16 protein-coding genes and 3 tRNA genes are annotated in these 19,285 nt (G+C 56.1%); 2 read left to right on the top strand and 17 right to left on the bottom strand.

What is annotated here, in order from left to right:
- Window positions 1–173: 173 nt before the first annotated feature.
- From ACYQ15_RS06915 to ACYQ15_RS06945, 7 genes are all read right to left on the bottom strand, one after another.
- On the bottom strand, window positions 174–491 hold the full coding sequence (locus tag ACYQ15_RS06915) for a TusE/DsrC/DsvC family sulfur relay protein (protein ID WP_092116458.1): 318 nt from the start codon (window positions 489–491) through the stop codon (window positions 174–176).
- Between the two features lie 321 nt (window positions 492–812).
- Complete coding sequence (locus ACYQ15_RS06920; RefSeq protein WP_459936793.1) at window positions 813–2,552, bottom strand: YcaO-like family protein; 1,740 nt, start codon at window positions 2,550–2,552, stop codon at window positions 813–815.
- A complete protein-coding gene (locus tag ACYQ15_RS06925) occupies window positions 2,549–3,319 on the bottom strand; it encodes a class I SAM-dependent methyltransferase (protein WP_459936794.1) in 771 nt (256 codons plus the stop codon). The genes ACYQ15_RS06920 and ACYQ15_RS06925 overlap by 4 nt, the downstream gene beginning before the upstream one ends.
- Window positions 3,320–3,431: 112 nt before the next feature.
- Window positions 3,432–3,506: transfer RNA gene (locus tag ACYQ15_RS06930), tRNA-Gly, on the bottom strand.
- Window positions 3,507–3,521: 15 nt separating this feature from the next.
- A tRNA-Cys gene (locus tag ACYQ15_RS06935) sits at window positions 3,522–3,596 on the bottom strand.
- 9 nt (window positions 3,597–3,605) lie between these two features.
- Window positions 3,606–3,680, bottom strand: a tRNA-Gly gene (locus ACYQ15_RS06940).
- A 126-nt stretch (window positions 3,681–3,806) separates the two neighbouring features.
- Window positions 3,807–4,634, bottom strand: a complete 828-nt coding sequence (locus ACYQ15_RS06945) for a CheR family methyltransferase (protein ID WP_459936795.1) — start codon at window positions 4,632–4,634, stop codon at window positions 3,807–3,809.
- Window positions 4,635–4,848: 214 nt separating this feature from the next.
- On the opposite strand from ACYQ15_RS06945, the gene ACYQ15_RS06950 reads away from it, so the two are divergent.
- Window positions 4,849–5,343, top strand: a complete 495-nt coding sequence (locus tag ACYQ15_RS06950; RefSeq protein ID WP_459936796.1) for a rubrerythrin family protein — start codon at window positions 4,849–4,851, stop codon at window positions 5,341–5,343.
- A gap of 477 nt (window positions 5,344–5,820) precedes the next feature.
- Here ACYQ15_RS06950 and ACYQ15_RS06955 read toward each other — a convergent pair whose 3' ends face one another.
- From ACYQ15_RS06955 to ACYQ15_RS07000, 10 genes are all read right to left on the bottom strand, one after another.
- Window positions 5,821–7,149: a YhjD/YihY/BrkB family envelope integrity protein gene (locus tag ACYQ15_RS06955; protein ID WP_459936797.1), complete on the bottom strand. Its 1,329-nt coding sequence runs from the start codon at window positions 7,147–7,149 to the stop codon at window positions 5,821–5,823.
- Window positions 7,127–8,179, bottom strand: a complete 1,053-nt coding sequence (locus ACYQ15_RS06960; RefSeq protein WP_459936798.1) for a 3-isopropylmalate dehydrogenase — start codon at window positions 8,177–8,179, stop codon at window positions 7,127–7,129. Before ACYQ15_RS06960 ends, ACYQ15_RS06955 begins: the two co-directional genes overlap by 23 nt.
- A 278-nt stretch (window positions 8,180–8,457) precedes the next feature.
- A complete protein-coding gene (locus tag ACYQ15_RS06965) occupies window positions 8,458–8,952 on the bottom strand; it encodes a 3-isopropylmalate dehydratase small subunit (RefSeq protein WP_459936799.1) in 495 nt (164 codons plus the stop codon).
- Between the two features lies 1 nt (window position 8,953).
- Complete coding sequence (locus ACYQ15_RS06970) at window positions 8,954–10,225, bottom strand: 3-isopropylmalate dehydratase large subunit (protein WP_459936800.1); 1,272 nt, start codon at window positions 10,223–10,225, stop codon at window positions 8,954–8,956.
- A complete protein-coding gene (locus ACYQ15_RS06975; RefSeq protein ID WP_459936801.1) occupies window positions 10,210–11,745 on the bottom strand; it encodes a 2-isopropylmalate synthase in 1,536 nt (511 codons plus the stop codon). Before ACYQ15_RS06975 ends, ACYQ15_RS06970 begins: the two co-directional genes overlap by 16 nt.
- A gap of 438 nt (window positions 11,746–12,183) precedes the next feature.
- Window positions 12,184–12,945 carry a CDP-diacylglycerol--serine O-phosphatidyltransferase gene (gene pssA / locus ACYQ15_RS06980; RefSeq protein WP_459936802.1) on the bottom strand — a complete coding sequence of 254 codons (762 nt, stop codon included), beginning with the start codon at window positions 12,943–12,945 and terminating at the stop codon, window positions 12,184–12,186.
- Window positions 12,942–13,610 carry a phosphatidylserine decarboxylase family protein gene (locus ACYQ15_RS06985; RefSeq protein WP_459936803.1) on the bottom strand — a complete coding sequence of 223 codons (669 nt, stop codon included), beginning with the start codon at window positions 13,608–13,610 and terminating at the stop codon, window positions 12,942–12,944. Before ACYQ15_RS06985 ends, pssA begins: the two co-directional genes overlap by 4 nt.
- 390 nt (window positions 13,611–14,000) lie before the next feature.
- Window positions 14,001–14,864, bottom strand: a complete 864-nt coding sequence (locus tag ACYQ15_RS06990) for a patatin-like phospholipase family protein (protein ID WP_459936804.1) — start codon at window positions 14,862–14,864, stop codon at window positions 14,001–14,003.
- A gap of 192 nt (window positions 14,865–15,056) precedes the next feature.
- Window positions 15,057–15,863: a M48 family metallopeptidase gene (locus ACYQ15_RS06995; protein ID WP_459936805.1), complete on the bottom strand. Its 807-nt coding sequence runs from the start codon at window positions 15,861–15,863 to the stop codon at window positions 15,057–15,059.
- A gap of 109 nt (window positions 15,864–15,972) precedes the next feature.
- Window positions 15,973–17,013 (bottom strand): FUSC family protein, encoded by a 1,041-nt coding sequence (locus ACYQ15_RS07000; protein WP_459936806.1) that lies wholly within the window; start codon window positions 17,011–17,013, stop codon window positions 15,973–15,975.
- Between the two features lie 324 nt (window positions 17,014–17,337).
- Here ACYQ15_RS07000 and ACYQ15_RS07005 point away from each other — a divergent pair, with 324 nt between their 5' ends.
- The gene (locus ACYQ15_RS07005) at window positions 17,338–19,128 is read left to right on the top strand and encodes an AAA family ATPase (RefSeq protein ID WP_459936807.1); all 1,791 of its coding nucleotides are present in this window, start codon (window positions 17,338–17,340) and stop codon (window positions 19,126–19,128) included.
- The last annotated feature ends 157 nt before the right edge of the window (window positions 19,129–19,285 follow it).

Here is a 19,285-nt window from a genome sequence, read left to right on the forward strand (position 1 = left end):
TACCGATTTCGATTTCGACTCTGATTTCAATGCCAAACACGGCAACGGCATTGTTGCTGAATAAGTACCATTTTTTTTTGAATTTTTTTTTGAGCTGAATAGTTACAAAAGAACAAAAAAAAGCGGAACTCTTACGAGTTCCGCTTTTGAACATCAGATACGAAATCTGGAAACTATACGCAGCCTGTGGGCTTGGGAAGGCCGGCCATCTTACAGGCGCCCTTTCCAGGTCCGGACGGGAACAGTTCGTAAATGTGCTTCAATTTGTATCCGGTCACCTTGGACAGGATGCGAACCATGGGAGCGATTCCATTCTTCTTGTAGTAATCCTGCAGGAAGTCAATGACCTTCTGGTGTTCGTCGGTCAATTCCTTGATGCCTTCACTTTCCTTGACATACTCAACCCAGTCGGGGTTCCAGTCTTCAAAACGCTGCAAGAAACCATCTTCATCGACCTCGAAGTTATTTCCTTTGAATTCTACTGTTGCCATTGTCGATCCTCCTTAACAATTGTTAAAACTCGAAATAAATGTGCCGTGAGCACGACCTGGACCTTGCAAAAAAATCACGGACGAAGTGTCCGAGATAATCAGAAACGAGAGAACATTCCTTCGAGACCAAATGAAAGTCCTTGAAAAACAACTTCATGGATTTCATTTACATGACCGCCTGAATCTTTGGAGCTTGTAAAATACCAGGGATTTCTTGTCAATGCCGAATATCTTGAATCCCCGAAAAACTGTCCGAAAAGAACCTCTAGCCCTTCCAAACGGGAATCATATCACAAAGTACGATCTACGATACCCGAGCTGTCAAGCTGCTCTTCCGGATTGCAATTCCAACAGGTGGGTTCGAGCGAAACCCAGATTCGGATCGAGATCAAGAGCGGATTGCAACAAGTGTTCCGCTTCTTCCGTTCGCCCCTGGAATTTGACGCAAAGTCCCATGTTCGCCAAATCCATGGCAGAACCGCTGTCAAGATCCAGAGCACTCCGGAAGTCCGATTCAGCAAGGGCATATTCGCCCAGCTTGAAATTGGCCACGCCGCGAAGGTTGAAATATTCCTTGACCTCAGGGCAAAGCCGTATCGCCCGGTCCAGATGCGGGATGCAACCGGGCCAGCGTTGCTCCTGGCTCATGGCATAGCCCTGATAGAAGGCGGCCAAGGCCTGGTCGTCCTGCTGCTCCAATCCCTGCTCGCTCCGTGCAAGCAGTTCCCGGGCCTCCTGGAAAGCTTCCCGACGAATGGCCAGCAAGCCTTGAAAGAACACGGGAAACGCTTCCAGTGGATACATTTGTCGCAGCATATCCAGTCCGGCTTGAGCCTGCTCGAATGAGGACTCCTCAGCCAGCATGCGTCCGACAAAAAGTCCGATGGAGGAATTGGACGCCCTCTCGCGAAATTGAAAGCCTGGGATGAAGGAATAGTGGGTTGGAACATTCAGTGCCGGATGGATTGTCTGAACGCTGTAGGCCCGAAAATCCTGGTTCAACAACTCCTCGCAGAAACTTTTCAGCTCGTCGAGAATGTCCTCACGACCGATATCCGGCAGACTTGCCAGTGCAACAGACTCTCCGCGTTCCAGCCAGGCGATTTGTTCCAGGGAAGTGAATTTCGAAAGTCCGGAAGCCTCATAGTTGCTCCCCGTTTCGAAATCCCCCGCCAGCTGAGCCACTTCGGTCAAAGCGCGGATGGCCGCCTTGGCCGGAGTCGTAGCGGTGCCCGCGGTGAAAACGATCTCGCTGCTGTCCGGAAACGTGGCCGGATCATAGGCAACCGCTGCCACGGTGGGTACGGGCAGCCCCAGGGAAAAATCCTTGAGCAGAACGATAACACCTTGACGTTCAAATGCATCCAAGAGTTGTCGCAGTACAGGGTCTTCAACACCGGCTGAATCGATGGTCGGCGTTTCCATTTGTCGGCGATCCACCACCGCGCAAACATGCCGTTCAACAAGCTCGCACAATCCCTGTAGAATCGACTCTTCTTCGGTATTGCCTGCGGAAGATCCATTGAATTCATTGATCTTCTTGAACCATTCCAGGGGAACAAGCATTTCTTGACCGGTATCCAGACGGGTTGCCGGAACAAATCGCCAGGAAACCAGATCCATCAGGGCCCTGGCCTGCTCGGCGGGAATGTCTTCGGCAACCGAACTGGAGATTTCGGAAATCGGCAAAATCTTTCCCGGCCACGTCCGCTCCGCTTCGCTCCAGGTGCAGGGCACGATATCCTGAACTTTTTTCCAGAAAGTAAAGAAGCTGAATCGCTCGACAAGTTCCATCAGTGCCGAGGCTTCGGCCTGGATGGCGGAAGCGCCTTTGCCCATCTGCTTGCGTGTCGGCATGACCTGTCGCGCCATTTCTCCACAGACACTCAAATAGACCGGGATTCCAAGCCGTCCGGTATCTATGCGCCTGGTCTCAGCAAGGATATCGTCGCCGAAGACGGCCAACGCCTTGCGCACCCACTCTACGGTTTGTTCCGGTGAGCAGACTTTGTCCAACTCTCGGGTATGCCCTTTGGGACAAGACTTCAGGTGAATGCTCATAGCGGTCTCATGCGGTAAAACCAGAGTTGCTTTTCGGGTTTATCGTCGCCGAAGCCGATATCATGAACCCGATCAGTCTGATATGGCATGGAAGAGCGTGCGATGTGAAAATGATTCTTGGCTGCCGCGAAAAACTTTGAGGAACGCCGGCTTGCATCCGCGGTAAGCAGGACCTCGCTCCGGCTGGTCGGTTCCAGATGGGTGCGCAAAAAAGCCAGTAACGGATCGAAAAATTGTTCCCGGTAAAGCACCTCGGAACCGATGATCCGGTGATAGCGACCGCTGTGACCGTTCTTGACAAAATCAATGGGGAGAACCTGGACGGATTCGCCAAGACTGTTTTGCAATGCGTTGATCCTGGCAAAGAGCAGTGCCTCCGGCACGATGTCGCTGACCACGACGGAAAATCCGTGCCTGGCGGCAAAAAGGCCCGCCAGGCCAAGTCCGGCGCCGATTTCGAGAACACGCTCATCCGGGCTGGGTGTCAGGCGTTGCATATAGATGGCCAGGGGCAGGGAGGCCGGCCAGATTTTGGCCCACAGCGGCAACGCATCGAATCCCGCGCCCCCTGCCCGCTCCAACTCCTCCTCGATGTAGCCTTCCATGTCGGTCACCTGAAGACACTCCACAACATCTTCACCAACGCGCACCTTCTCGAAATGAACAGCCCTTCTGGCGGAAACCATCGCCATGAGTTCTTCGAGAGTTCCTTCGCGCAGTAATTGCGTGAGTTGTTGTGGGATAAGGGGACGATTCAGAAGCTGCATTCGAACAAATCCTTCTAGACCTGCCGAAATGGCAGTTCGGCAATGAGATGGAGCGAAGCAAATGGAATAGGGAATCGGATGAAATTGCTGATGGGGAAGAAAGGGTAAAAACTGGAGCGGGAGACGGGATTTGAACCCGCGACTTCAACCTTGGCAAGGTTGCACTCTACCACTGAGTTACTCCCGCGAGAGATATGAAAAATGGAGGCGGCATCCGGATTTGAACCGGAGAATGGCGGTTTTGCAGACCGCTGCCTTACCACTTGGCTATGCCGCCGAAAAAAAATGGAGCGGGAAACGGGATTTGAACCCGCGACTTCAACCTTGGCAAGGTTGCACTCTACCGCTGAGTTATTCCCGCTCGAAGGGATGTGTAAGTAGCCAAGTGCAGTCGGTCTGTCAAGGGCAGGATAAAAAAAATGGAAATCCGTGAATGTCTCCGCATTCATGTCCGCCCAAAGGACGAATTTTGCTGAAGAACAGGCCGTTATGCCTTTCCATACACCGTCGGAGCAACCTGGCGCAATCCCAGATTCATTCCGGCGAGGCTTTCGGAATGACCAATGACTAGGTGCCCCCAGGGATGCAGATAGTCGAGAAAGTTGCGGATCAAACGTTCCTGCACGTCGCGCTCAAAATAGATCATGACGTTGCGGCAGAAAATGATGTCCATGGGTTCTCGAAAGCCGAATTTCTCCATGAAGTTCAGGCGGCGAAAATGGATTTTTTCACGCAGGGCTGGGACGATGCGGATCAATTTCTTGGAGCGGTCCTTGCTGCGCAACAAGTATTTTTTTCTGAGCTGGGCCGGAATGGAATTCAGCCTGTCGTCGGGATAGATGCCCTTGGCGGCCCGTTCAAGTACCTGAGTGTTGATGTCCGTGGCCAGGATAAACCAGCGAAACAGCGGATGATGCTCCATGAATTCCGCAAGAACCATGGCCAGGGTGTACGGCTCCTCCCCGGAAGAACATCCAGCGCTCCAGACCGCCAATTCCCGGCTGTGTCCGTATTTCTGCCACCAGGCCGGAAGTACGGTGGAAGTGAGATACTGGAAGTGGTGGGGTTCGCGAAAAAAGCTGGTCGTGTTGGTGCTCAAGGCGTCAATGAGGTGCGGGATCTCACTCTCCGTGCCCTTGGGACTGAAAACGTATTCGCAGTATGCCCGGTAATCCGCGAGGCCAAGGGCCTTCAATCGCCGCTGCAGCCGGGCCTCCATCATGGTCTTTTTGGATGCGGGCATCTTGATGCCGCATTTCTTCTGCACAAATTCACTGAGCCGACGAAAATCGCGCTCCATCATGCTCCCCAACATGTCTTTGCCTCCATTTTCGACAAAAATCTCCTGAATCAAACCTGAATACGCCTAACGGATGCCCCGAAAAGCCATTATCCCTTTTTCTGGATGGCGACAACGACTTTCCATGCTGAGCCACTTTCAGTATGATGGGAGTGATGTATGACAACGGCACGGCGCACAGAAAGCTCGTCGCCGAAAACAGCGCATTGCAGCAAAAAAGGAGAAGCCCATGTCCAAGACAAAGGAAAATCTGAAGGAAGCATTTGCCGGCGAATCGCAAGCCAACCGCAAATATCTGGCATTTGCCAAGCAGGCCGACAAGGAAGGGCATCACCAGGTCGCCCGGTTGTTCCGGGCCGTGGCCGAAGCTGAAACCGTCCATGCCCACGCCCATCTCAAGTTGCTGGGCGGCATCGGGACCACCGAGGAGAATCTCAAGGAAGCCCTGAGCGGTGAAACCCATGAATTTACGAAAATGTACCCCCAGATGATCGCCGAAGCGCAGGAAGAACAGCAGAAGGCGGTCGAGCGCGGCTTTCACTTCGCCAATGAAGTGGAAAAAATTCATGCCGGCCTCTATGAAAAGGCCATGCAGAATCTGGGCAAACCCGCGGAAGTGGACGTCCATGTCTGTAGCGTCTGTGGATATACAGTGGAAGGCGAAGCTCCGGAAAAATGTCCGGTCTGCAATGCCATGAAAAAAGCGTTTTTCAAGGTCGACTAACCCTTCCCCAGAGTCCCGCGAGCAAACGCTTCGCGGGACTGCTTCGCTACTGCTTCAATAAGATCGGATAATCTCCCGCCAGGGGCATGCTGCGTAACTACTCAGCTTGAGGTCCGGCTTGCCTTGATTTTGCGGCCTCGCAAACTCCTTCGCCGGCTTCGTAACATCGAACCATTGCGTGAATAAACAACATTTGGTGCTCCAAGCGTCCGGCAATGGTTCGATGAACGAATCCTGGCTCAGTCAGACATGCGAGACCGCAAAATCAAGGCAAGCCGGACCAGTTCCTGTCATTCATCGGAGTCTGCTGAGTCGTTGCCATGCTGCGAGGATAGCGGAACGTGTCGGCTGCGCCATTGTGACCGAAAGCCATGCCCCTTGCGGACTCCGCCGGGCATGCCCCCGGCCCACCGGGTCCAGGTGTTTCCTTGCAGGTTTTCTTTCCCGGAATGATTGAACAGTTACACGACTTCTCCCTCAGGTCGGTTCCGCCACTCCCCCCTTCTCTCCCGTTGCCACCTGCTTCAACCTCAGGCTCAGCGACTCGATGACCTTCCGCGCAACAGCCGGACTGTGGGCCAAGAGACTCTCGAAAACATGAGGCGGCACGAGAAGAAGTTCAGAATTCTCCCTGGCCCGGGTTCCGACGATGTGGGAGTGATCCAGCAGATAAGCCGTTTCGCCGAAGAACTGTCCCGGCTCCACATCGTCCAGGCGCGAAGCGGCGTCCGGTTCTTTTTCGTCGAAGTATTCCACGCTACCGGAATACAGGTAGTAGATGTGGCGGTGTCGATCCCCCTTGCGATAGATCACTTCACCGGCCTTCACCTTCCGGGAGTATTTGGAAAAGATGCGCCGTGAACGATTGAACAGCCTTGTCTCGATCTTCTGTCCGATCCCTTCCGAACGGGTTTGCGGATCAATGATTCGGTCGAGAGCAAAGATATCCACCTGTCCGGCCACTTCCACGAACTGGGCAAACAGGAAGAAAAGCAGAAAGATCACGTAGACCCACAGCAGCAAAAAAATCACCGCGCCCAGGGATCCGTAGATGTAGTTGTAGGAAGCCAGGGTGATAAATTCGACGAAAATAAGCCGCAAGCCATGAATGGACAGGGTGCACAGTCCGGCCCCTAGAACGGCATGCCGGGTGTTCGGCTTTGCCAGCGGCAAAAACCGGTAACAGACGAAAATCAGGCCGAACACTAGTCCCAGGGGAACGATCCAGCCGGAGAGATACAGCAATGGTTCATAAACCTGCTCCATCTGGATGATGACCTGCAACTGATTGTACAGAAAGCGGATGATCATGTTGAACAGCGCCGACAGGAGCAGCAGGGTCAGGACCCCCGGAACCAGAACCAGGGACAGCAGATTGCTCCACAAAAAATTCCTGGTCCGGGTGCTAGGAAAAATGACGCTAAAAGCGCTTTGAATGGAACTGATGATCAGGCGGCTGGTCCAGAGAAAGCCGAAAAAACCTAGGCCGCTGATGGCCACCTGGGACTCGAAGATGCCGATGCGTCGAAAAAAGTCCTCGTTCAATTCTTCGTTGAATTGCGTAAGGAAGTTGAACAGCCGGTCGCTCAGATCCGGATTGTTGATCAGGGACATGTCCAGCAGGGAAACAATCAGTAGAATCAACGGCCCGATGGACAACAGGAAGTAGAAAGCCGCGGCGGAAGCGTGGCTGGTAAGGTTGTTTTTCAGAAACTGGAGGACGGTGCCGTACATGGTTTGCAGAAACCAGTTCAGCCCGTCCCCCAGCTTGTAGAGGGGCAGTTTAAGCGACAGCCTCGGCAACACGATCCCCGACCTCGTCCGTGGTCATGCCCATCCGCCCGGCGCCCTGACCGGCCATGGTCGGCAGGATCCCGATCACGGCCTGCTCAACGGCCTGCGCAGCGGCATCTTCCTTCAATTCGGTGAGCATCATCTGCCCGGCCAGAATCGCGGCCAAGGGATTGGCCTTGCCCTGGCCGGTATATTTCGGGGCGGACCCGCCGATGGGTTCGAACATGGACACCCCTTCCGGATTGATGTTTCCGCCGGCGGCAATGCCCAGTCCGCCCTGGGTAATGGCTCCGAGATCGGTGATAATGTCCCCGAACATGTTGTCCGTGACGATCACGTCGAACCATTCCGGGTTCTTGACCATCCACATGCACGTGGCGTCCACATGGGCGTAGTCCAACTCCACCTGGGGATAGTCCTTGGCCAGCTCGTGAAAGACCCGCTCCCAGAGACCAAAGGCAAAGGTGAGTACGTTGGTCTTGCCGCACAGGGTCAACTTCTTGCGCGGCCGGGACGCGGCCAGTTCAAAGGCGTAGCGCAGGCAGCGCTCCACGCCCATATAGGTGTTCACGGATTCCTGCACCGCGATCTCGTGTACCGTTCCCTTGCGCAGACACCCACCACTGCCGGCATAAAGCCCCTCGGTGTTTTCCCGGACCACGACATAGTCGATCTGCTCCGGCCCCTTGTCCTTGAGCGGGCAATCCACCCCGGGATAGAGTTTCACCGGGCGCAGATTGATGTATTGATCCAGGGCGAAGCGTATCTTCAGCAGAATGCCCTGCTCCAGGATGCCCGGCTTGACGTCGGGGTGGCCGATGGCTCCGAGATAGATGGAATCCAGTCCGCGCATCTCTTCCAGCACGGAGTCCGGCACGGTTTCTCCGGTCTTCAGGTAGCGTTCGCCGCCCAGGTCGATATGATTCCAGTCGATCTTGAATCCGAACCTGGCTCCGGCCGCATCCAGCACCTTGCGGCCCTGCATGGTCACTTCCGGCCCGATGCCGTCCCCGGGAAACCAACCGATATTGTAACTGCGCATGCTGCTGTACCTCCATTGCGATACATAAGAATTTATTCTGAAAGGACAAACCCGTCGAGCAACTCATGCTTTTCAAAACCGAACCACCCGCTTCGCCTAAGACCCAAGTTCACCGTCAAGCATGGCAGCCTTTTGGCTTCCACATCTTTCCAGCGGAAGACAAAAACTTTTCTTGGCGTACCTTGGCGCCGCAAGCGACCAGCGGGAGCGGGCGGTTCAAATTCTCTTCTGTTTATCGGATCAAGTACGCGTAAACCGGAAGCCCCCCTTGATTTGCATCACGCGGCCATCTTGTTCCGCACGTATCCCACCAGACCGCCCTGGGCCAGGATATCCTGCATGAATCGAGGAACCGGGGCGCAGGGGATGTCCTTGTCTTGATCCAAATTGCGAATCAGTCCCTTTTCGGCGTCCACCTCCAGACGATCGCCCTCCTGAATATCGTTCACGGCATCGCCAATTTCCAGCAGGGTCAGCCCCATGTTGAAACCGTTGCGATAGAAGATGCGGGCGAAACTGTGCGCCAGAACCACCGGCATGCCCGCGCCGAGGATGGCGATGGGCGCGTGCTCCCGGGATGATCCGCATCCGAAATTCGGGCCGGCAACCAGAATGTCGCCCTGCCGGACCCGGTTGATCCAGCCCGGCTCCAGCCCCTCGAAGCAGTTCTTGCCCAGTTCCAGAGGGTCGGTGGTCACCAGGAACCGTGCCGGGATGATGGCGTCCGTATCGATATTGGCCCCGACCTTGCGGGCCGCTCCAGTGTAGATCATGTCAGCTCCCCTTCTCGATTTCCGCCGGATGGCAGATATGACCGGTCACGGCCGTTGCCGCGGCCACCGCTGCCCCGGCCAAGTAGACCTCGCTCTCCAGGCTGCCCATGCGGCCCTTGAAATTGCGGTTGGTGGTGGCCAGAACCTTTTCCCCGGAAGCCAGGATTCCCATATGTCCGCCCAGACACGGCCCACAGGTGGGCGGCCCGACCACGGCTCCGGCGTCCATGAAGATCTCCAGAAGCCCTTCGCGTAGCGCCTGCTTGTAGATCATGGGCGTGGCCGGCAGGACGATCAGGCGCAGCCCCTTGGCCGCCTTGCGGCCCTTGAGCAACGCAGCGGCCCGGCGTAGATCGCTGATCCGTCCATTGGTGCAGGAGCCGATGACCACCTGATCCACCGCCACGGAGGAGACTTCCTCCACGGGCCGGACATTGTCCGGCAGATGCGGGCAGGCCACCTGGGGCGACAGCCCGGAGACGTCGAATGTCAGCTCCTGCTCGTAGACCGCGCCGGGATCCGCGGCAATATGCGCCGGATACTTGCGCCCCGCGGCCCGGGCATAGGCCGCGGTTTTCTCGTCAGAGGCGAACAAGCCGACCTTGCCGCCGGCCTCGATGGCCATATTGGCCATGGTCATCCGCCCTTCCACATCCATCTCCCGGATCACCGGGCCGTCGAACTCCAGGGCCTTGTAGGTCGCTCCGGCCACGCCGATCCTGCCGATGAGCAATAGAATCAGATCCTTGGCTTCCAGGTGCGCGGGCATGGTTCCGGTGAACGTTGCCCGGATGGTCGGCGGCACCTTGAACCAGGTTTCACCCAACGCCATGGCCCCGGCCACGTCCGTGCTGCCCATGCCCGTGGCAAAGGCGCCCAGGCCGCCATAGGTGCAGGTGTGGCTGTCCGCGCCCACCACCACGTCACCCGGCCCCACCAGCCCCAGTTCCGGCAGCAGGGCGTGCTCCACGCCGGATTCACCGCCGTCGTAGAAATGAACAATGCCCATGCGCCGGGCAAAGTCCCGCACTATCTTGACCTGCTGGGCCGAGTCGATGTCCTTGTTCGGCGTGAAATGATCGCAGACCAGGACGACCTTTTCCGGGTCAAAAACCTTAGTCGCGCCCATGGCCTCAAAGGATTTGATGGCCAGGGGCGCGGTGATGTCGTTGGCCAGGACCAGCGAAACCCTGGCCTGCACGATCTGGCCCGCACCCGTGATCGTGTCGTCGGTGTGACCTTGCAGTATTTTTTCCGCTAGGGTCTGGGGCATATTTTTTCCTCCTGCTTTTTGGCGATGCGGTTCAATGCGTTCAAGTACGCCTTGGCGCTGGCCACGATGATGTCCGGATCCGCTCCACGCCCGACAGCCGAGGCGCCGTTTTCCTCGATGCGTACGGTCACCTCGCCCTGGGCGTCCGTGCCACCGGTAATGGCGTTTACGGAGAACTGCAACAATTTGGGGTTGCGTCCGCAGACCTTGGCAATGGTGTGGAACACCGCGTCCACCGGTCCCACGCCAAAATCCGCCAGCTGCTTTTCCTCGCCGTCCACCTCCAGTTTCATGGCCGCGGTGGGAATGGCCATGTTCCCGGACATCACGCTCAGGTAGACCAGCTTGTACTTGTCCGGAATACGGTAGATCTCCTCCAGCACCAGGGCCTCGATGTCCTCGGTGGCAATCTGCTCCTTCTTGTCCGCGAGGCGCTTTAAAGCCTGGAAAACCAGGTCCAGCTGGGCCTCGTCCAGCCGGTATCCCAACTCCTCCAGACGAGATTTCAGGGCGTGCCTGCCGGAATGCTTGCCCAGCACCATTTCCGTCCCGGCACGACCGATGCTCTGCGGGGTCATGATCTCATACGTGGAGCGATGCTTGAGCATGCCGTCCTGATGGATGCCGGATTCATGGGCAAAGGCGTTGTCGCCGACCACGGCCTTGTTCGCCGGGATGGGCCGGCCGATGATCAGGGAAAGCAGGCGGCAGGAGGGAAAAAGCTGTTCGGTCTTGATGTTCGTGGTCAGGTTGTAGATGTCCTTGCGCACGTTCAGAGCCATGACCACCTCTTCCAGGGCCGCGTTGCCGGCCCGCTCGCCGATGCCGCTCAGGGTCACTTCGGCCTGCCGGGCGCCGGCCCGCAGGGCTGCCAGGGTATTGGCCACCCCCAGCCCCAGGTCGTTGTGACAATGCACGCTGAAAACAGCCTGATCGCTGTTGGGCACCTTTTCCAGAAGATAGCGGATCAAGGCGCCGAATTCGTCCGGCTGGGCATAGCCCACGGTGTCGGGAATATTGATTGTCCTCGCTCCTGCCGCAATGACCCGCTCCACCACCTTGGCCAGAAAGTCCCACTCCGAGCGGGAAGCGTCCTCGGCCGAGAATTCCACATTGGAGGTATGCTTGACCGCATACCGCACCGCGGCTTCGGCCATCTCCAGGACCTGGTCCGGGGTTTTGCGCAGTTTGTACTCCATGTGCAGCGGGGATGTGGCCAGAAATGTGTGGATGCGCGGATTTGCTCCGTCCTTGATGGAGTTCCAGGCCAGGTCGATATCACCGGGAGTGGCCCGGCACAGTCCGGCGACCTGACACTCCTTGACGGTCCGGCTGATGGCCTGCACCGCTTCGAAATCCCCCTGGCTGGCCGCGGGGAAACCGGCTTCAATGATGTCCACCCCCAGGGATTCAAGCTGTCTGGCCAGACGAATCTTTTCCTGCATGTTCATGGTTGCGCCGGGTGACTGCTCTCCGTCGCGCAAGGTGGTATCGAAAAAAAGAACTCGTGAATTATCCATGACGCCCTCGCAATGTATTTGAAATATGAAAATATAATATGTCAGGTTGCCACGAAAACATGTACTTGATCAACAACTCGGTGCAGCATGGTCTGGATGCCCATTCCCCGTCCGCAGGACAGGCTTCACGTTCATGACGAACCGGGTAATGCAAGCCAACGGATGTCATTCCCAGGAAGGTGGAACTCCAGGTACAATACGATCCTGGGATTGCGCCGGACCTTTTGAGCAGTTGCGAACTTCTCCGGATGCAAGATCCGGCAAGACGAAAAGTTGGTGAACTGATATCGTCCTTGCGCAGTGTACCAAATGCTATTTGCGGCGAATTTCCGAGAAAGAACCTGAATCCTGAACACGTGATGCCAACGCGCGATGGTGTCGACCGTGAAGTGTTCACGAAGCAAGAAAACGAATCAGGATATGAGGGGGAAGGATTGGTTACGGGAGTTCATTAGGGGACTCCCGTAGCAGACGGACCTTGCGAAAGGGGAGAATCAGGAAAGAAAGGACCAACCCGGAAATCAGGTAGGTGAGAAAGAACATGAACCCGATAACCTTCGGTTCGGAGGCAATGACCACGAGCATGAGCATGGCCACGACCGTGGTGCGGAAAGGATGCGTCCGCATGCCTTCGAATTCCTTCAAGGACAGGTACCGGACTCTGCTGACCATCAGGAACGAGAGGACATAGACCAGGATCAGGGTCAGGACGCCGAATCTGTCCTCAAGGAACCCCGGGGAAACGGTGCTGAACAGGACCAGCGTCGCCAGTACGCAAGCTGCCGCGGGGATGGGCAGGCCAATGAAGTATTTCTGGGATATCTTTCCAGCCTGGACATTGAACCTGGCCAGACGCAGAGCACCGCAGGCCACCAGAAGAAAGGAGGCCACGAGGCCGAGGCGGCCGTAGTTCTGAAGTTGCCACATGTAGACCATGATGGCCGGGGTAACGCCAAAGGCCACCAGATCGGCCAGGGAATCCAGCTGAACCCCGAATTCGCTTGTGGATCGGGTCAGGCGGGCAACCATTCCGTCCAGGCCATCCAGCACGCAACTCACCAGAATCGCCAAGGCGCAATGGACGAACAACCCCTCGATGGCCCAGATGATCCCCAGGAAACCGGAAAACAGACTGGCGGTGGTGAACAGGTTGGGAAGGAGATATACTCCTTTGCAGATCGGTTGATTCTGACGATTCACGATGCCTCGGGAAGATTCGGGTGAGCTTTCAGCTTGGCCATGACGGTCAGTCCGGCAAATGTTTTCTGCCCTTTTGTCACGCAAACTTTATATTCTTCCGGCAGATAAAGGTCAACCCTGGATCCGAATTTGATCAGGCCGATGCGCTGGCCGCGGGTCACCTCGTCCCCTTCTTCGGCCCAGCAGACAATCCTGCGGGCCACCAGACCGGCAATCTGGACCATTGTCCAGCCATGTCCAAACTCGTCCACAATCCGGAACTGATTGCGCTCGTTGTCTTCCGAAGCCTTGTCCAGGGACGCGTTCAGAAACTTTCCGGCGAAATAGGTGATCTTCTCGACCCTGCCCGTCACGGGAGTTCTGTTTACGTGCACGTTGAACACGTTCATGAAGATGGACACCTTCTGTCGCGTCTTGCCCGTTGCCGGATCAACGGCCAGCCCGATATAAACGATTTTACCATCGGCCGGCGCTATCGCCAGACCGGGCTCCCGCGGGGTGACCTGTTCGGGATCGCGAAAAAAATTCAAGGTCAGGATCGTCAGGATCAGGCCCACAAGCGCTGGAATGGTCCAGCCCATGATCGCCATGGTCAGGGTCACGAAGACTCCCAACCCGATGTATGGAAAACCTTCCTTGCAGACCCCCGGTCTGGATTGAAGCATCAACTACCTCTTTATAGTATGTTTTGATTGTTCCATGGGGCAATACTCAGCTCATCCGAGTTATTAGCTGATTCCCGCCTTCGCGGGGATGACTGATCCGGAGACGGAATAAAACAAGTCATTCCCGCGAAGGCGGAAATCCAGGGTCATGCTTATCACAAGTTTGTGCAAAGCTGATCTCTTCCCGTTCTGAAGCTGAGTAGTTGCACTCCATGAATGTCGCGGGATCAGCCGTGATCAACCGGAGAAATTACATCTGCAACGATCCAGGCGTCCGAAGGCAGGGAAAAATATACGCCGCGCCGGAAGCATCTCAATTTAACCAATCCATAGCGCAAGTCAAACAATCCGTTGAAGAACAAACCTGTTCAGACGAGCAGTTAAACATTGTTACGAGGAGAGATATGCCCGCAGCGCATCCATCCGCTTCTGAGCCTCGAAATAGCCGATGTCGTACAGGTCATAAAGCTTCTTGGGCTTTCTACAGATCCGCCCTATGCCAAGAGTCGTTTCCGGACGGATGACAAATGCCTCGCCTCGGGCCTCCATGTCTTCGATCAGATCCATTGTCTCGTTATAGACTTCATTGCGGCGGTCCAGCATCCAAACCAGGCCCGGATACCCGGGATACCAAAGTCGCCACGGAATCCGGCTTTGGTTTGTTTTTTTCCTGTAGCCTCGCATCTGGGTCAGCACAATCACATGCTTTGCATCCCCTTCCGTAATGCTTTTGCGAATGGGCACCGCGTCGGCTATGCCGCCGTCCATGACCGTGCGCCCTCTGAACAGCACCGGTTTGGCGATCAACGGAAGGCTGGCCGTGGCTTGAAATACCGCATCCACATTCTCCACGGTGTCCGCGAATTCGCCTTTTTCCAGATGCCATGCTTCGCCGGTGGAGCAGTCCGTCACGCCGACCCAGAACCGGACGGGATTGTTCCGGAAGGCTGCGTAATCAAAAGGCACGATGGAATGCGGGATCGTCTTGAAGATGAACTCCATGCCGAACAGGTCCCCGCCCCGGAGCAGCCGCAGCCAGCTCAGGTACCGGGGGTCGTTCACGAACGAGATGTTGACGATCCGGTTCCGCTCGGGCTGACGGGACACATAATTCGCGCCGCTGCACGCGCCCATGGAGACGCCGTAAATTTTGGAAAACCACAAATCCTCATCCACAAAACGCCTGAGCACTCCGGAGGTGAACACGCCCCGCAGTCCGCCTCCCTCCAGCACCAATCCGGCATTGACCATCATTTCTCCATCAAGAAAGCAAGCAAAAACCGCACTTGGAGAATATTCCTCGTGCGGTTATCAATCCGGCATTCCGTTCTCGAAAAGCGGAAACGCCGTGAAAAACCGCCAGTCGTCAGCGGACTGACGGCAACTACCAAAATTGCGCTTCAATATCAAAAATATCGATCAGACCGTGGTAATGCAGCCGTGTCGTCACCGAGCTGACCTGTAGTGCTCCATGGCTTCGGGCAACAGCCTTCGGATCTCCTCGATTCTGCGGCTGTCTGCCGGATGAGTGCTGAGAAATTCAGGAGTATGTGCACCGCCTTTTTCCGCCGTCATCCGCTCCCAGAACCGCGGCGCCTCTTCCGGATTGTACCCGGCCATGGCCATGAATATCAAACCCAGATGGTCAGCCTCTCGCTCGTGCAGCCGACTGAAAGGCAACAACACCCCGACCTGAGCGCCGGCTCCGAATGCGGCCATGAACAATTGCTGCGTGGCGGCAGGTCTTTGACTCAAGGCCGTTGCCAGAGCAAGCCCTCCCATTTGGGTCAGAAGAGCTTGGCTCATGCGTTCATTTCCATGATCGGCAACAACATGAGCGATTTCATGCCCCATGATCACGGCAAGGCCGTCTCTGTTCTGTGCGATGGGAAGAATTCCCGTAAAGATGACGACCTTCCCTCCGGGCATGGCAAAGGCATTGACCGAATCATCCTCGACCAGATTGAATTCCCAGTTATAGTTGGCGACTTCAGCCCCTCTTCCAATATCACGCATATAGGCTTCCACTGCTCGGGCAATGTCGTTTCCGACCTCTCTCACCATCCTGACGTTTGCGGTATCACGAGACAACTTGTGCTCGGCCAGAAAGTGAGTGTGCTGCTCCTGGCTCATGGCAACGAGCTGATCCGAGGGAACAAGCTGCAATTGCGTGCGTCCTGTCACGGGAACCGTGGCGCAGGCAGCGACCATGAGCATCAAAAAGAAAACAACGACAAGTTGCAGTTCACGCATCGAGCGCCTCCTTGATCTTCTCCATGGGACCCAGCATGTTCGACCATTCGTCGAACGCTGATCACCTTGCATGACTAGTGCTAAAATAATCTGTTTTGGAAAGGGAATGTCAAGGCAGCCTCGTTTTCAACAATCCCCTGGCCGTGTATTCCAGGGCGTGCAGGAAGGAAAAAACCTGGAGCAGCTTGTGCAGGTTGAAACGCTTGGTGACACCGGCGGAACGCAGTTCCTCGAATCGCTTGTCGAAGCGCTGAACGGCCTCTTCCAGCTCGGAAAGCGCGGTTTCGCGACCCTCGCCGATGGAGACCATCGCCTCGCGAATCTTCATTGCCATATCGCGTACTTCCTGGGCCATGATGATGTCATACCCTTCGCCTTCCTCGAAATTGTTGAGAACGTTTTGCATGGATCGCATTTGATCGACGCAGTTTTCCAGAGCCGTCACCCTCTGGCTCAATGCGGCGGTATCCTCCGATGAGAGCAGGCGCTCATGGCGAATCGCCTTGGTCAACAGTTCCCTGCCCTGCAGCGCCTTTGCGCTGAGGTCGTCCAGCAAATCCCGCTCGACGGAGGTCTGCCTGGATAGAAAGGCCTCCACCAGCGTTTTCAGACAGCGGGCCGCTTCCACAAAGTGGGACCGCAGTTGTTCCCGGAGCCGTGTCCCGGCCCGCCGGGGCCAGACCAGAACAGTAACCAGAAAGGCGCTGCCCACACCGACTCCGATTTCCAAAATTCTGTAAAGACCAAACAGCACCCGCTGGTCCTCCTCGCTGCCGGCGACAACGATGATTACCACCGTGATCGCCGCCATCAGGTAGCGCGGGTTGTATCTGGTCATGTAGGCGCAAAAGCCCACGGAAAGAAAAAGCCCCAGCGCCGTCTGCCAACCGGGATGTGGGAAGACCAGAATCGCGGCGATGCCGATCATCGCCCCCATAATGGTTCCCGTGAGCCTGTACCAGCACATCTGGACCGAATCGGCCACATTGATCTGCATCACGATCACCGCGGACAACACGCCCCAGAAACCGTATTCCAGGTTGAATACGAGCACGATGACATATGCCAGGACAGCAGCCAGCCCTGTTTTGACGCCATGAACCAGATGGTCCGGAGAAATGCGGGAGAACAACGTTTTTCGGGATGTCACATCAAACCTCCACTGTTTCGAGGCCCCCGGTTTCGCTTTTCGCGAGGCAAAGCGCAAGCCCTGAGCCGGCTTGACGACGCATGGACCAGGATGCATCCTGCCCGGCATCATCAATATACGAACCGGCGAATGCCGTTACCCAGCAAGACTCTACTCGTGAGTAGTCGAGCAGTTTCAGATGAGGAAAGAAACCTGAAAATGCTGATGGGAAGGAACAGGAAAGATGATGAGGAGGGCCACATTGCTTCATCTTGCTCCCGCGGGGAATTACACCTAAGTTTTTACCACCAGCCCCAAATCATCAGCAGCCCCTGGAGGAATCCCATGCAATTTCCCTACGGCAACAGCAATTTTCGCGATGTCGCCACCAACGACTATTTCTATGTTGACCGTACGGACCGCATCCCCCTGCTGGAACGCGGGAAATACCAGCTCTTCATCCGACCCCGGCGGTTCGGCAAGAGCCTGCTGCTGTCCACCTTGTTCAGCTATTACGATCTGGCCTCGGCCCAACTCTTTGACGAGATGTTCGGTCGCCTGGCCATCGGGCAAAACCCCACTCCGCTGCATAGCAGTTTCTTTATGCTGCAACTGGACTTTTCCTGCGTGGATCCCACGGGAACCGTGAACCAGATCAGGCGGGCGCTGCATGATCACGTCAATACGTGCATCGACTCCTTTGTCCTGTGGTATGGGGACCATCTGCGCGAAGAAATCCGCATCGACCGGGACAATGCCCTCAGCTCTTTGCAATCCGCGGCTTCGGTGGCCAGACGCAGCGGTCATCCGTTCTTTCTGCTCATCGATGAATATGACAACTTCGCCAACGAAGTCATGATGAGCGCCCAACGGGATGCGAATCGTCGTTATGAGGCCCTGGTGTTCGAGGAAGGTCCGTTGCGTACCCTGTTCAAGGCCGTGAAATCCCTGGCCGGTCAAGGACTGATCGACCGGATTTTCATCACCGGGGTTTCCCCCGTGGTCATGAGCGACATCACCAGCGGGTTCAATATCGCGGAAAACATCTATCAGCACCGACAACTCAACGATCTCTGCGGGTTTACGGAAGAAGATGTCGCGCGAGGCATGGATCTGGTCGCGGAGGTCTGCGAGCTGGATGCGTCAGTCCGAAAGCAGGCTCTGGAAATGATGCGGACGTGGTACAACGGATATCGGTTTTCCCCGGAAAATGTTGAAAAACTGTATAACCCGACCCTTGCCCTGTATTTCTTCAAAAATTTTGTCTTGGACTGCGAGTATCCTCGAGAGATGCTGGACGACAATCTGGCCACGGACCGGGCCAAGCTGGAATACCTGGCCCAACTCCCCGGTGGCGGGCAGATGTTGTTGGATCTTATGGTTGAGGGTGCGCAGGTTCAGGTGGAACGCCTGGCCAGTCGCTTCGGGATGCGGGACATGCTCCGGGACCAAGGCAAGGATTATTCCTTCATGGCTTCGTTGCTGCACTACTTCGGCGTGCTTTCCCTGGAGGGCAGGACGCCTGACGGCGAGCTGCTGCTCCGGGTGCCCAACCTGGTGATGCGCAAGCTTTACGTGGAACAGATCGCCGAGATGCTCCTGCCTGATCCCATGCTTCGGGACACAGGCAAGGACGCTGCCAAGCATCTCTCGCAAAAGGGCGACATGGCCCCGCTGTGCGCCTATGTGGAGCAGAAGTACTTCAGGGTCTTCCACACCGCGGACTACCGCTGGGCCAACGAATTGACCGTAAAGACGGCCTTTTTGACCCTGCTGTACAACGACATCCTCTACGTTATGGACTCTGAACCGGAGCTGGAGCGTCGCCGAGCCGACCTGACCATGATCATCCGTCCGGACGCCCGCCGGTTCACGATCCTGGACATCCTCATCGAATTCAAGTTCGTGACCCTCAAGGACGCCGGGCTGAGCGGGGAGCGGGCTCTGGCGATGAGCCTGGACGAACTTCAGGGATTGCGCCTGATGCGCCAAGCCATGGACGAGGCCCGGGAGCAGGTGCGGAAGAACATGGAAATTTTGAACCGGAAGTACGGAAATTTGCGCTTGCGCGGGTATGCGGTGGTCAGTCTGGGGTTTGAGCGGATTTGGTGGGAGGAGATTGGGAGGGGTGAGTAGCTACGAGAATTCTTACTTTTTAGTAACTATTCAGCACATACGGTGCATGATCATTCTCCAGCACTGGATTCCGGCTTTCGCCGGAATGACGTATCTGGGCAAGCCTTTCCCACGTTAGTCATACCGGCGAAGGCCGGCGCTATCGCTATCCAGGCCT

It is taken from the genome of Desulfonatronum parangueonense (genome assembly GCF_054656975.1).

Bases quoted from the DNA above. Each gene is read 5' to 3' on its own strand.
- ACYQ15_RS06975 (WP_459936801.1), bottom strand. From the start codon at position 11,745: ATGGATAATTCACGAGTTCTTTTTTTCGATACCACCTTGCGCGACGGA.
- ACYQ15_RS06950 (WP_459936796.1), top strand. From the start codon at position 4,849: ATGTCCAAGACAAAGGAAAATCTGAAGGAAGCATTTGCCGGCGAATCG.
- ACYQ15_RS06945 (WP_459936795.1), bottom strand. From the start codon at position 4,634: ATGTTGGGGAGCATGATGGAGCGCGATTTTCGTCGGCTCAGTGAATTT.
- ACYQ15_RS06985 (WP_459936803.1), bottom strand. From the start codon at position 13,610: ATGCTTCAATCCAGACCGGGGGTCTGCAAGGAAGGTTTTCCATACATC.
- ACYQ15_RS06995 (WP_459936805.1), bottom strand. From the start codon at position 15,863: ATGCGTGAACTGCAACTTGTCGTTGTTTTCTTTTTGATGCTCATGGTC.
- ACYQ15_RS06970 (WP_459936800.1), bottom strand. From the start codon at position 10,225: ATGCCCCAGACCCTAGCGGAAAAAATACTGCAAGGTCACACCGACGAC.
- ACYQ15_RS06925 (WP_459936794.1), bottom strand. From the start codon at position 3,319: ATGCAGCTTCTGAATCGTCCCCTTATCCCACAACAACTCACGCAATTA.
- ACYQ15_RS06990 (WP_459936804.1), bottom strand. From the start codon at position 14,864: ATGATGGTCAATGCCGGATTGGTGCTGGAGGGAGGCGGACTGCGGGGC.
- ACYQ15_RS06915 (WP_092116458.1), bottom strand. From the start codon at position 491: ATGGCAACAGTAGAATTCAAAGGAAATAACTTCGAGGTCGATGAAGAT.
- ACYQ15_RS06965 (WP_459936799.1), bottom strand. From the start codon at position 8,952: ATGATCTACACTGGAGCGGCCCGCAAGGTCGGGGCCAATATCGATACG.
- ACYQ15_RS06960 (WP_459936798.1), bottom strand. From the start codon at position 8,179: ATGCGCAGTTACAATATCGGTTGGTTTCCCGGGGACGGCATCGGGCCG.
- ACYQ15_RS07005 (WP_459936807.1), top strand. From the start codon at position 17,338: ATGCAATTTCCCTACGGCAACAGCAATTTTCGCGATGTCGCCACCAAC.
- ACYQ15_RS06920 (WP_459936793.1), bottom strand. From the start codon at position 2,552: ATGAGCATTCACCTGAAGTCTTGTCCCAAAGGGCATACCCGAGAGTTG.